Raw genomic sequence first — 12,047 nt, forward strand, 5'->3', positions numbered from 1 at the left:
ACCTTACGGCCACCGACCAATTACCAAGTCTGGGTTGCCTTGAAATCGTCCGCTAACTTCTTAAGCTGCGCTTCGATGTCATTGTTGTAAGCACCCGTTGCATCGATCTCTTTTACAAGATCAGCGTATTGACTGCGAGCATACGACAGTAGAGCTGATTCAAAATCAGCAAGCTTATCAAGAGCGATATCTTCAAGATAACCGCGCTCTGCCGCGAAGATAACTAGTGCTTGGTCAAATACAGACATAGGAGCGTATTGCTTCTGCTTCATCAGTTCTGTAACTTTTTGACCGTGATCTAGCTGCTTCTTAGTCGCTTCATCAAGGTCAGACGAGAACTGAGCAAACGCTGCAAGTTCACGGTACTGTGCAAGAGCGGTACGAATACCACCTGACAGTTTCTTGATGATTTTAGTTTGCGCTGAACCACCTACACGAGATACTGAAATACCTGGGTCAACCGCTGGACGTACGCCCGCGTTGAACAGTTCAGTTTGTAGGAAGATCTGACCATCAGTAATCGAGATTACGTTCGTCGGTACGAAGGCAGATACATCACCTGCTTGCGTTTCGATGATAGGTAGAGCAGTCAAAGAACCAGTCTTGCCTTTCACTTCACCGTTAGTGAACTTCTCTACGTACTCTTCGCTTACACGAGCTGCACGCTCTAGTAGACGTGAGTGAAGGTAGAAAACATCACCAGGGAACGCTTCACGACCAGGTGGACGCTTAAGCAATAGAGAGATTTGACGGTAAGCGACAGCTTGCTTAGATAGATCATCATAAACAATCAGTGCATCTTCACCGCGATCGCGGAAGTATTCACCCATCGCACAACCAGCGTATGGTGCTAAGTATTGTAGCGCCGCTGATTCAGAAGCTGATGCAACAACAACGATAGTGTTAGCTAGCGCGCCGTGCTCTTCTAGTTTGCGAACTACGTTAGCGATAGTCGATGCTTTTTGACCGATAGCTACGTAGATAGAGAAAATACCTGAATCTTTCTGGTTAATGATCGAGTCAATCGCCATCGCTGTTTTACCAGTCTGACGGTCGCCGATAACAAGCTCACGCTGACCACGACCGATTGGGATCATTGAGTCAACAGATTTGTAACCAGTTTGTACAGGTTGATCAACCGATTTACGGTCGATTACGCCTGGTGCGATAACTTCTACAGGAGAAGACAGTTTCGCTTCAATTGGACCTTTACCATCAATTGGCTCACCAAGTGTGTTTACAACACGACCTAGTAGTTCAGGACCAACTGGTACTTCAAGAATACGACCAGTACCTGTTACTTTCATGCCTTCCTTAAGGTCGGCATATGGGCCCATTACAACTGCACCAACCGAGTCACGCTCAAGGTTAAGTGCGAGTGCATAACGACCACCCGGTAATTCAATCATTTCACCTTGCATCACGTCCGCTAGGCCGTGAATGCGAATGATACCGTCGCTTACCGATACGATAGTACCTTCATTACGAGCTTCACTTACAACGTTGAAAGATTCAATACGCTGTTTGATCAGTTCGCTTATTTCCGTGGAATTAAGTTGCATGCTCCAATCCCCATCAAGACTGCAATGCATCGCTCAGGCGGTTCAAACGTCCACGCGCTGAGTTATCAATGACTAGGTCTCCGGCTCGAATTATAACCCCACCAAGTAGGGTCTCATCTATGCTGCAATTCAGCTTTACTTTGCGCTCTAGGCGTTTTTCAAGTTTGCTGCTGATTTCTGCTTGTTGTTCTTCAGAAAGATCGGTTGCTGCAATAACATCAACTTCGATTTCTTTCTCATGCTCTCGTTTAAGAGCAAAGTAACCACTGCAGACTTCAGGAAGGGCCTTTAAGCGACCATTCTGAGCCAATACCTTAATTAGGTTTTGGCCGTATTCATCAAACTGTTCGCCGCAAATCGCGATAAAAAGCTCAGAAAGCTTTTCAGCTGTCATTGACCCGTCTAGCAAGTCAGCAACATCATCATTTTTTGCGACTTCCGCTGCGAAAGTCAGCATCTGTCCCCATTGGTCCAGTGCGTCTTTCTCAACAGCAAAGTCAAAAGCTGCTTTAGCATAGGGGCGTGCGATTGTAGTCAAATCAGACATATGCTGCCCCTTGCATTAAAGTTTTGCAGTAATGTTGTCAAGAATATCCTTGTGCGCTGCATCATCGATAGAGCGCTCTAAGATCTTCTCAGCACCAGCTACAGCCAGAGTAGCAACTTGTTTGCGCAGGTCATCGCGCGCGCGGTTGCGTTCCGCTTCAACTTCTGCTTCTGCTTGAGTCAAGATTTTATGGCGTTCAGCCAAAGCATCTTCACGAGCTTCATCCAGAATTTGAGTCTTACGCTTGTTCGCTTGGTCGATGATCTCAGTTGCTGTGCGCTTAGCTTCTTTAAGTTGATCAGAAGCATTGGCTTGTGCTAGATCCAAGTCTTTAGCAGCACGTTCAGCCGCTTGTAGACCGTCAGTAAGTTTCTTCTGACGTTCTTCGATCGCTTGCATAATTGGCGGCCATACATACTTCATGCAGAACCACACAAACAGTGCGAACGAGATTGCTTGACCTAGCAGAGTTGCGTTCATATTCACAACAGCTACCCCTCTTATTAGACTTAGTGTTAATCAGTGACAAGCTAGTGCTTGTCGCTCAAAACCAATGATTAACCAGCTAATTGACCAACGAATGGGTTTGCGAAAGTGAATAGCAGCGCGATTACGATACCGATCATTGGAACCGCATCCAATAGACCAGCGATGATGAACATCTTAACTTGAAGCATTGGCGCCATTTCAGGTTGACGTGCTGCACCTTCAAGGAACTTACCACCCAGAATTGCGAAGCCAATTGCAGTACCAACTGCACATAGACCTACGATGATTGCTACTGCGATTGCTGAGAAGCTTAATACAGTTTCCATTACTATCTCCAATATATAGCGATTAACTAAAACTACTTAGAATAAAAAATTTTAATGATCATTGTCTTCGTGTGCCATGGACATGTAGACAATAGTCAACATCATGAACACGAATGCTTGAATCGTGATTACCAGAATATGGAAAATAGCCCACGGTAGTGAACCCATCCATTGTAGATACCATGGTAGCATTGCGGCACAAAGAATGAATACAACCTCACCAGCGAACATGTTACCAAACAAACGCATACCAAGAGATAGAGGTTTCGCCAGTAGCGATACCACTTCAATTAGAAGGTTGAATGGAATCATGGTCCAGTGATTAAACGGGTGTAAAGCCAGTTCTTTTGCAAACCCACCTAGACCTTTCACTTTGATGCTGTAATAAATCATCAGAGCGAATACGCCTATTGCCATAGCCATGGTGATATTAACATCAGCAGATGGTACTACTTTCAAGTAAGGAATACCGAGCCAATGCTCTGCTGGGTAAGGAAGGAAATCGATTGGAACTAAGTCCATCAAGTTCATTAGGAATACCCAACAAAAGATAGTCAGTGCCAAAGGTGCTATCAGAGGGTTGCGTCCATGGAACGTATCTTTGACGTTTTCGGCGACAAATTCTACGATCATTTCAACAAAACACTGCAGCTTCCCTGGTACACCTGCTGTCGCTTTTCTAGCTACTGCGTAAAATACTCCGAGGAAAATTAAACCAGTAAACCATGAAAAGAACAGGCTATCGATATGTACATTCCAGAAACTCGTCTCTTCCGCCACTAATCCCAACTTGTGAGTTGAAAGATTAGAAAGGTGGTGAGCAATGTAACCAGAAGGTGTTAACGCTTCGCCTGGCGCAGCCATAACTCGTCCTATTTTTTGTTGTTAATGAATAGCGCTGGAGCAAAGATATTTATCCCTAAAACCAGCAAATAGGTTAGTTTCAGGGGAACAAGTTCCACCTGTATATACATGTAGGCAACGGAAAACAACACTACTGTAATGAGAATTTTCAGTGCTTCACCCGTGTAGAAGGAAGCGGCGACGTATTTAGCTGCTCGCGCTCCAACAAACAAGAATGCACATATTGCGAAAACGGCATTGGCAACAACAAAGATGCTACCACCTATCAGCGCTGATATTCCCCATTCAACATCTACAGCAATTGTCGTTCCTGCTGCCACAAACATAACCGCGCCAACCTGGATCATTAACAATTGCTTTGCAAGCTCTCGTCCTGGTCTAGCTAACGCCGCTATCATGTATTCGTACCTCTAATAAACACTCGCATCACACCTAAACCGCGAGCGAAGAGAAATTGCCGAAAATTATACGGTGAGTCGCTTTTAATGCAATTAAAACGCAGCAAAAACTTACATTTTTGTTTACAAACCGACAACTTTCGCTCAAAAAAAACATTTTTTATAATTGACCTAAATCAATTATCTCACTTAACCTTCCAATATTGCAACGAGTTGCTCTAATTTGTGAGGTTCATCAACACTGATTGTCAGTTTTGCCTTGCCATTCGAAGATCGAACAATTGACACTTGAGAGCCCCATTTTTCACTCAATCTTTCAGATAAAGCTTGCGCTTCAGGGTCATTTTTGGCTTTTTTGGTGTCAACTTGTGGTGAAAGGTGTTTTTTCACTAACTGCTCGGTTTGGCGAACATTGAGTTTCTTCGCAATAACCGTTTCAGCGATATCAAATTGGTCGTCTTGCTCAACAGCAAGCAGAGCACGTGCATGCCCCATTTCTAGCTTCCCTGTTTGGACAAGTCGTTTCACATCCCCATTTAATTGGTTCAGCCTTAATAGGTTAGAAACGGTGGTGCGAGATTTTCCGATAACCTCTGCAACTTGCTGGTGCGTGAGTTCAAATTCGTCTTGTAATCGCTCTAGAGCTTGAGCTTCTTCAATCGCATTCAAATCTTCGCGTTGAATGTTTTCAATCAGCGCCATGGCGACAGCTGCGCGATCTTGCACCTTTTTCACTAAGCAAGGTACTTGTTTTAGACCGGCTTGTCTGGCTGCTCGCCAGCGACGTTCACCGGCGATAATTTCGTATTGTTGCTCACCCACTTGTCTAACAACGATAGGTTGGATGATGCCTTGAGATTGGATAGATGCAGCCAGTTCGCTCAGAGCTTCGGGTTCCATCTCTTTACGTGGCTGATACACGCCTGCCTGCAATTGTGCCACTGACAAGTCTTTCAGTTCCCCTTCAGAGGACAAAGACTGACTATGGTTGATTGTCTGTTGCTTTTCTCTCGCCATAGAGCTGGTCGCAAGCAACGCATCGAGGCCTTTTCCTAAGCCGCGTTTGGACATGACGCTTTCCTTCTAAATTGGATTATGCAGGCATTTCTTCACGACGAAGCATCTCACCCGCCAAAGCAAGGTAAGCTTTGGCTCCAGCGGAGTATTTGTCGTAATACATTGCAGGTTTACCATGGCTTGGGGCTTCTGCCAATCGAACATTTCTAGGGATGACGGTTCGATACACCTTGTCACCAAAATGCTTTTTCAATTGATCCGATACTTCATTTGACAAACGATTGCGTGGGTCATACATCGTTCGGAGCAAACCTTCGATTTTCAAATCTTCGTTAACGACAGCCGCCAGCTTACTAATGGTATCCATCAATGCTGTCAAACCTTCCAAAGCGAAATATTCGCATTGCATCGGCACTAAGACAGAATCAGAAGCCGCCATCGCATTGATTGTAAGGAGGTTTAATGAAGGTGGGCAATCAATAAAGATGAAATCATAGTTGTCACAGACCGTAGCCAATGCATTCTTTAAACGCATTTCACGAGCAAAAACTTCCATCAGTTTAATTTCAGCGGCGGTGACATCACCATTCGCGGCAATGAGATCAAAACCACCGGTCGTTTTGCTAACAACCACATCGTCAAAATGCGTATCTTCGACCAACAAATCATACGCAGAGGCATCAACGGAGTATTTGTCTACACCGCTTGCCATGGTCGCATTGCCTTGTGGATCAAGATCAATTACCAGTACTTTTCGTTTTGTCGCTGCCATAGATGCAGCCAAATTGACACACGTTGTGGTTTTGCCCACACCACCTTTCTGGTTGGCAATTGAAATGATTCTTCCCACGGATGACCTCGCTATTATCCCTTGCGCGATAAGATTACAAGATGTCGCTCACCTTCAAGCTCTGGAACGTTCAAAGCTTTGATGTCGATCACAGAACACCAGTCCGGAAGCTGAGCAAGCTCTGATTCAGGTTTTACCCCTTTCAGTGCTAAAAATACGCCGGATTCTGGTTTTGGTAAATGTTGACACCACTCTACCATGTCTAAAACCGAAGCAAACGCACGACTTAGTACTCCATCGAAGCCAATTTCAGGCTGGAATTCTTCCACTCGACTTTGTACAGGAGTGACATTTTCGATTTTTAGCTCATGAAGAACTTGTTTTATAAACCTAATACGCTTACCTAGGCTATCAAGCAGAGTAAAAGATTTTTCAGGATTCATGATAGCCAATGGAATGCCCGGTAAACCCGGTCCAGTACCAACATCGATAAAACGCTTACCTTCAAGATGGGTACTGACGACGATACTATCCATAATGTGTTTCACGATCATTTCTAGTGGATCTCGAACGGACGTTAAATTATACGCTTTATTCCATTTGTCGAGCAGTGTGACATAGCCAATCAACTGTGCTTTCTGCGTATCTGAAACGTCCAACGACGTTTCTTCCAATAACGCGTCCAGTTTGACTCTTAACGCTTCCACTAGGCTGCTCCTTTCTTCAATTGACCATTTTTCTTTAGGTAGACCAATAAGATCGAAATAGCCGCTGGGGTGATCCCTGAAATGCGAGACGCGATCCCAATGGTCAACGGTTTAGCATCAGACAGTTTTGCTACCACTTCGTTAGAGAGACCTTTCACACTGGAGTAATCAAAATCAGAAGGGATCTCTGTATTTTCATGGCGCAATGACTTTTCAATTTCGTCTTTCTGACGCTGAATATAGCCTTCGTACTTGACCTGAATTTCAACTTGTTCTGCTGCTTGCGAATCTTCTAACGCAGGAGAAAAAGCATCCAGTTGCGTTAATTGCTCGTAATTCAATTCGGGACGGCGAAGTAAATCTTCACCACTGGCTTCACGCGACATAGGCGTTTTTAGTAGCGCATTCAGGTCTTCAACTCCCTCAGACTTAGGATTCATCCACGTGTCTTTTAAGCGTTGACGCTCACGTTCCATGTTATCCACTTTCTCGTTAAAACGCGCCCAACGAGCATCGCAAACCAACCCTAACTCACGACCTTTTTCTGTTAATCGAAGATCGGCATTGTCTTCACGCAGTAACAGTCGATATTCAGCTCGAGACGTAAACATGCGGTAAGGTTCTTTGGTGCCCATGGTAGAAAGATCGTCGATCAACACGCCAACATACGCCTGATCACGACGAGGGTTCCAGCCCTCTTTTCCTTGGGTTTGTAAGCTAGCATTCAACCCAGCCATTAACCCTTGAGCCGCAGCTTCCTCATAGCCCGTAGTACCGTTAATTTGTCCAGCAAAGAACAAGCCATTAATAAACTTAGTTTCGTAGTTCGGCTTTAAGTCTCTAGGGTCGAAGAAATCGTACTCAATGGCATAACCAGGGCGAACAATATGCGCGTTTTCAAACCCTTTCATTGAATGCACAATCTCGACCTGAACATCAAATGGCAGACTTGTAGAGATCCCGTTAGGGTACAACTCATGTGTGGTTAGACCTTCTGGCTCGATAAAGATCTGATGGCTATTTTTATCGACAAAACGCATCACTTTATCTTCGATCGACGGACAGTATCGAGGACCGATCCCTTCAATCACACCAGCATACATTGGGCTACGATCAAGGTTCTGTCGGATCACGTCATGAGTTTTCTCATTGGTGTGAGTGATAAAACACGGAATCTGTGTTGGATGCTGGGTTCGATTACCCATGAATGAAAATATCGGTGTCGGATCATCACCATGCTGAACATCAAGTTCACTAAAGTCGACTGTGCGAGCATCAATGCGAGGAGGAGTACCTGTTTTTAAGCGATCGACACGGAAAGGCATTTCTCTCAAACGATCAGCCAATGCTATCGAAGGAGGATCGCCTGCACGACCTCCAGAGAAGTTTTCCATACCAATATGTATCTTACCCCCTAAAAACGTACCGACGGTCAGTACAACTGCGTCAGCTTTGAATTTCAGCCCCATTTGAGTCACTACACCCGTGACTCGATCGTTCTCAACAATAATGTCATCCACCGATTGTTGAAAAAGCGTTAGGTTGGGTTGATTTTCAAGTGCGTGACGAACAAAGGCTTTATACAAAGCACGATCCGCTTGCGCTCGAGTCGCTCGAACTGCTGGGCCTTTTGACGCGTTTAAGGTACGGAATTGAATACCTGCATGATCAATGGCTTGTGCCATTAATCCACCCAAAGCATCCACTTCTTTGACCAAATGTCCCTTACCGATTCCACCAATAGCGGGGTTGCAAGACATTTGTCCTAGGGTATCAATGTTGTGAGTGAGTAACAGGGTGCGTTGACCCGTACGAGCTGATGCGAGTGCGGCTTCCGTTCCTGCATGTCCGCCACCAACAACAATGACGTCAAAAGTTTCGTGATAAAGCATGAACCGACCTCAGGTATCCAATGAGTTTAGAGAGCTTAGTAAAAAGGAGCGATATTCTACCCTCTTTAGGGCAAGGAGAGAAACGATTTTGGATCGAACCAGAGGCTTTAATATATATAAGATCTTTATATAGATCTTTTATTAGATCTACTATTAAGGAAGCCCGATCTTGTGGGTAAGTCAAAAATGATCAACAAGATCATACTTTTTTATACGATCGTTTCTTGTGATCTACCTTTGATCTGATCGAGGATTAGCTGGGATCAAAATGCGTACTTATACACAAGGGGTGAAATGGTACGATCTTATTCTTGGGATAACTATAGGTTAATAACGGGATAGATCATCATTTATCCACAGATGATTTGGTTGAAAAAGCATCACTTGAAACACGTAAAAGGTCAAAATGTTATTCACAGGACGTAAATTTTTATGGAGAAGGTGAAAAAAAGGCGGGATTCCCGCCTTTTTATTAGAATTTAGATATGTGTTCTTGTAGCCATTCTTCGGCTGCATCTTCAGGGACAGGGGTTTCCAGAATGTTGATCGTTAGGCAATCAGTTATCGGAGTGCCACCAATGTCTTCAAGAAGTGCATAAGCATGTTTCCCTGCTGCACAGAAAGTATCGTAGCTAGAGTCTCCAATCGCTATTACCGCGAACTTTACCTCTGCCATCTTAGGGGGGGTATTTTGAAGAGCTTCAATGAACGGTTGAATGTTATCTGGGTATTCACCGGCACCGTGAGTTGACGTAATAAGAAGCCAAGTCCCGTTAGCGGGGATCTCTTCGAGTTTAGGTTCATTATAAATGGTCGTTTGGTGACCTTTTTCTCTAAGTAGATCACTAAGGTGGTCACCAACATATTCAGCTCCACCGAGAGTACTGCCGGTCATAATGTGGATCATAGACGCATCCTTTTCTTGTGAGGCATTTTTCGCCCCCTATTGGTTATTTGAAATAAGCTAACGTGTAATTTCTGCTAATAAACAGAGGTATGGTATCGGATTCGATTGTGGATAAACAGATGATAGAATGTGTGGTTAAACTAAATTGAGCGGTGCCTAGGCCCTTTAAACCTAGGATCCACAAGCGTTATAACGTATTTATTATTTTGTTCATTATATGTGTATGGATCGCGTTGACTCTAGGATCCTATTAGAAAGAAAAATTGATCGGAACCGTTAGGGATAGCTTAAGACCTGAAACCGAGCTGGGAGGCTTGACCAGCGGTTGGGCTCGAAACACAAGATCGATAGCCTCTTGATCCAGTGATTGGGTCCCCGAGCTTCTTATTAAGATGACATCCAGCACGTTTCCTTCTCGATCCATTGTGAATCGGATCACTGGCATACCTTGTTTGCGTAAACGCTTGGCTTTCCTTGGGTATCGCTTTTCTCTTTCTAAGTGAGCATGAAGTAACTGTTGCCACTGAAGCTTTGCTGCTTTCTCATGCTGGCTGGTTTTTCCTTGTTTTGGGGAGGAAGCAATTGCTGCTTTTATTGGTGCTTCTATGCTAGGTGTTGATGCCATTTGTGATGGAGACGAAGTCTGTGGTTTCTCACTTTCTTCTTCTTTCTCTTTTTCAGGCTCCGGTTTTGGTTGCTCAGCTTTTAGTGGTACTGGTTCTAAAGGCACTGTCTTGTCAGGTAGTGCAGGTTTTTGTGTTTCTGGTACTTTCTTGGGATTCTTGGTTTCTTTGTATTCAGGCAAATCCGAAGGAACAGGTGCTTTTTCTGCAATTAAAGGTGGCTTCGGTGTGATGGGGTTGGGATTGCGCTGATTCGTTGTCGATTTTAAAATTTGCTCGGGTTGATGGGCATTGGCTTGCTGCGCATCATTATTTTGTTCTGCAGGGGCTGCGAGGGGCGCGACCAGAGAGACTGAAATGGGGGATGCAGCCGGCGGCGGAGTGAAGTCAAAACTCGGTGTCCATAAATAAGCTGTAGCGGCACCAAGATGAAGTGCGATACTTGCTATCACGCCACATACTAACCAAGAAGAACTGTGGCTTTTTGTCGTTTTGTCGCCAGCTAGTAGGTTCACGGGTCGTCCCGTTTCGGTTGCTCTAGCCCCACTAAAGCAATTTGCGTATAGCCTGCCGCTGCCAGTTTATTCATTACCCTTAGAAGATCTTGATACACCAGCGCTTTATCTGCTCTTAGGTAAATCCTCTGCTCGTTTTCAGGCAGATTTGTCTTTAAAGCCGCTGTTAGGCTAGCTAAATCCACGGTATTACTCTCACCGATCACGATCGTTAAATCTTTTTGAATCGTCAGATAGACAGGATCGTCCTTCATTGGGGTAGGGCTGGCTGATGAAGTGGGTAAGTCAACAGGGACATTAACGGTGGCAAGCGGCGCGGCAACCATCACAATGATGAGAAGTACCAACATCACATCAACAAAAGGCGTGACATTTATTTCGTGGTTTTCTGCCATGTCCTCGTTAGATTGACTGGTTTTAAATGCCATGACTTACACCGCCTCTTTGAGCGGTGCTTTGGTATCGAGTTGTGCGGTTTGTATTGTTCGTCGGTCAAGATCGCGGCTGACTAAGATCATGATGGCGACGGAAAGGTCTGCTAATTGATTCTTATAGCGTCCTATCTGCCGCGTGAAGTGATTGTAAAATATGACCGCGGGTATGGCGGCAACTAAACCGATCGCTGTTGCCATTAACGCTTCTGCAATACCAGGTGCAACCACCGCTAGCGTGGTACTTTGCGATTTAGCAATACCAATGAAGGCATTCATTATCCCCCAAACGGTTCCAAACAATCCAACAAAGGGACCGACAGAGCCAACCGTGGCGAGAATTCCTGTGCCTGTGGTCATGTGCGAACTCATTGATACTCCGACGCGCTCTAAGCGAAGTTGAACACGTTCTTTTATGCCGTCTTCGCTGGCCGATCCTTGTGCTGATAATTTCAGCTCATGCTGGGTCGCAGAAAGTAACAATTGAGCCGGACCTTGTAAGTCTTCACACAAAGTTTCTGCCTCAAGTAGGTTATCGGACTGGGTTAGCGCATGAAGTTGGCGATGGGCTTTTTTGGATGCCAATGAGAGTTGCCACTGCTTTGCAAACAATACACCCCAAGTTAATACCGAGGCGATCACTAAACTTATCATCACCGCTTTTACGACCCAATCTGCTGCATGATACATACCCATAGGGGAGAGATCGTGCGCATTGAGTGGATTCGTCGGTGGGGTTAGCTGAGTCTCTGAAACCAAGGGGGTTGCCAGATCTTGATCCGGCGCTTTTTCAGCAAAGGCGAGGGGAGACATGAACAGAAACAGGGTAATGATCATGCTCAGATAAAGTGATTTACTCATTCGATTGCTCTTAGTTGGGCGTTCTTGCGCGCTTTTTGTCGAGTGTCTTTTCTTAATTCCTTATATGAATACCGAATGAGAGAGGAAAATCCGTAACAAAAAACGGGAGAAAATTTTA

The 12,047-nt window shown here is 44.9% G+C and carries 14 protein-coding genes; all 14 read right to left on the bottom strand.

What is annotated here, in order from left to right:
- Positions 1-20 precede the first annotated feature (20 nt).
- Positions 21-1,562 carry a F0F1 ATP synthase subunit alpha gene (atpA, locus tag VPNCDNU1_RS00870; RefSeq protein WP_104398603.1) on the bottom strand — a complete coding sequence of 514 codons (1,542 nt, stop codon included), beginning with the start codon at positions 1,560-1,562 and terminating at the stop codon, positions 21-23.
- A gap of 13 nt (positions 1,563-1,575) precedes the next feature.
- Positions 1,576-2,109 (bottom strand): F0F1 ATP synthase subunit delta, encoded by a 534-nt coding sequence (gene atpH / locus VPNCDNU1_RS00875; protein ID WP_104398604.1) that lies wholly within the window; start codon positions 2,107-2,109, stop codon positions 1,576-1,578.
- Between the two features lie 15 nt (positions 2,110-2,124).
- Positions 2,125-2,595 carry a F0F1 ATP synthase subunit B gene (atpF, locus tag VPNCDNU1_RS00880; protein ID WP_104398605.1) on the bottom strand — a complete coding sequence of 157 codons (471 nt, stop codon included), beginning with the start codon at positions 2,593-2,595 and terminating at the stop codon, positions 2,125-2,127.
- 71 nt (positions 2,596-2,666) lie between these two features.
- A complete protein-coding gene (atpE, locus tag VPNCDNU1_RS00885) occupies positions 2,667-2,924 on the bottom strand; it encodes a F0F1 ATP synthase subunit C (protein WP_004411110.1) in 258 nt (85 codons plus the stop codon).
- 51 nt (positions 2,925-2,975) lie between these two features.
- On the bottom strand, positions 2,976-3,788 hold the full coding sequence (gene atpB / locus VPNCDNU1_RS00890; RefSeq protein WP_104398606.1) for a F0F1 ATP synthase subunit A: 813 nt from the start codon (positions 3,786-3,788) through the stop codon (positions 2,976-2,978).
- Positions 3,789-3,796: 8 nt separating this feature from the next.
- Entirely contained in the window at positions 3,797-4,186 is a 390-nt protein-coding gene (locus VPNCDNU1_RS00895; RefSeq protein ID WP_104398607.1) for a F0F1 ATP synthase subunit I, read from the bottom strand.
- A gap of 189 nt (positions 4,187-4,375) precedes the next feature.
- On the bottom strand, positions 4,376-5,257 hold the full coding sequence (locus VPNCDNU1_RS00900; protein WP_104398608.1) for a ParB/RepB/Spo0J family partition protein: 882 nt from the start codon (positions 5,255-5,257) through the stop codon (positions 4,376-4,378).
- A 22-nt stretch (positions 5,258-5,279) separates the two neighbouring features.
- Positions 5,280-6,053: a ParA family protein gene (locus VPNCDNU1_RS00905; RefSeq protein ID WP_104398609.1), complete on the bottom strand. Its 774-nt coding sequence runs from the start codon at positions 6,051-6,053 to the stop codon at positions 5,280-5,282.
- 14 nt (positions 6,054-6,067) lie between these two features.
- On the bottom strand, positions 6,068-6,700 hold the full coding sequence (gene rsmG, locus VPNCDNU1_RS00910; protein WP_104398610.1) for a 16S rRNA (guanine(527)-N(7))-methyltransferase RsmG: 633 nt from the start codon (positions 6,698-6,700) through the stop codon (positions 6,068-6,070).
- Positions 6,700-8,592 carry a tRNA uridine-5-carboxymethylaminomethyl(34) synthesis enzyme MnmG gene (gene mnmG, locus VPNCDNU1_RS00915; protein WP_104398611.1) on the bottom strand — a complete coding sequence of 631 codons (1,893 nt, stop codon included), beginning with the start codon at positions 8,590-8,592 and terminating at the stop codon, positions 6,700-6,702. The genes rsmG and mnmG overlap by 1 nt, the downstream gene beginning before the upstream one ends.
- A gap of 472 nt (positions 8,593-9,064) precedes the next feature.
- Positions 9,065-9,499 (bottom strand): FMN-binding protein MioC, encoded by a 435-nt coding sequence (mioC, locus tag VPNCDNU1_RS00920; RefSeq protein WP_104398612.1) that lies wholly within the window; start codon positions 9,497-9,499, stop codon positions 9,065-9,067.
- Between the two features lie 250 nt (positions 9,500-9,749).
- Entirely contained in the window at positions 9,750-10,637 is an 888-nt protein-coding gene (locus tag VPNCDNU1_RS00925; protein WP_104398613.1) for an energy transducer TonB, read from the bottom strand.
- On the bottom strand, positions 10,634-11,065 hold the full coding sequence (locus tag VPNCDNU1_RS00930) for a biopolymer transporter ExbD (RefSeq protein ID WP_104398614.1): 432 nt from the start codon (positions 11,063-11,065) through the stop codon (positions 10,634-10,636). The genes VPNCDNU1_RS00925 and VPNCDNU1_RS00930 overlap by 4 nt, the downstream gene beginning before the upstream one ends.
- A 3-nt stretch (positions 11,066-11,068) precedes the next feature.
- Positions 11,069-11,929 carry a tonB-system energizer ExbB gene (gene exbB, locus VPNCDNU1_RS00935; RefSeq protein WP_104398615.1) on the bottom strand — a complete coding sequence of 287 codons (861 nt, stop codon included), beginning with the start codon at positions 11,927-11,929 and terminating at the stop codon, positions 11,069-11,071.
- Positions 11,930-12,047: the final 118 nt, after the last annotated feature.

Source organism: Vibrio penaeicida (genome assembly GCF_002933855.1).
Taxonomy (GTDB): Bacteria; Pseudomonadota; Gammaproteobacteria; order Enterobacterales; family Vibrionaceae; genus Vibrio; species Vibrio penaeicida_A.

What these genes read in the sequence shown, in the direction of transcription:
- atpH (WP_104398604.1), bottom strand. Translation starts at nt 2,109, where the DNA reads ATGTCTGATTTGACTACAATCGCACGCCCCTATGCTAAAGCAGCTTTT.
- mioC (WP_104398612.1), bottom strand. Translation starts at nt 9,499, where the DNA reads ATGATCCACATTATGACCGGCAGTACTCTCGGTGGAGCTGAATATGTT.
- VPNCDNU1_RS00900 (WP_104398608.1), bottom strand. Translation starts at nt 5,257, where the DNA reads ATGTCCAAACGCGGCTTAGGAAAAGGCCTCGATGCGTTGCTTGCGACC.
- atpE (WP_004411110.1), bottom strand. Translation starts at nt 2,924, where the DNA reads ATGGAAACTGTATTAAGCTTCTCAGCAATCGCAGTAGCAATCATCGTA.
- mnmG (WP_104398611.1), bottom strand. Translation starts at nt 8,592, where the DNA reads ATGCTTTATCACGAAACTTTTGACGTCATTGTTGTTGGTGGCGGACAT.
- atpB (WP_104398606.1), bottom strand. Translation starts at nt 3,788, where the DNA reads ATGGCTGCGCCAGGCGAAGCGTTAACACCTTCTGGTTACATTGCTCAC.
- exbB (WP_104398615.1), bottom strand. Translation starts at nt 11,929, where the DNA reads ATGAGTAAATCACTTTATCTGAGCATGATCATTACCCTGTTTCTGTTC.
- VPNCDNU1_RS00930 (WP_104398614.1), bottom strand. Translation starts at nt 11,065, where the DNA reads ATGGCATTTAAAACCAGTCAATCTAACGAGGACATGGCAGAAAACCAC.
- VPNCDNU1_RS00895 (WP_104398607.1), bottom strand. Translation starts at nt 4,186, where the DNA reads ATGATAGCGGCGTTAGCTAGACCAGGACGAGAGCTTGCAAAGCAATTG.
- atpA (WP_104398603.1), bottom strand. Translation starts at nt 1,562, where the DNA reads ATGCAACTTAATTCCACGGAAATAAGCGAACTGATCAAACAGCGTATT.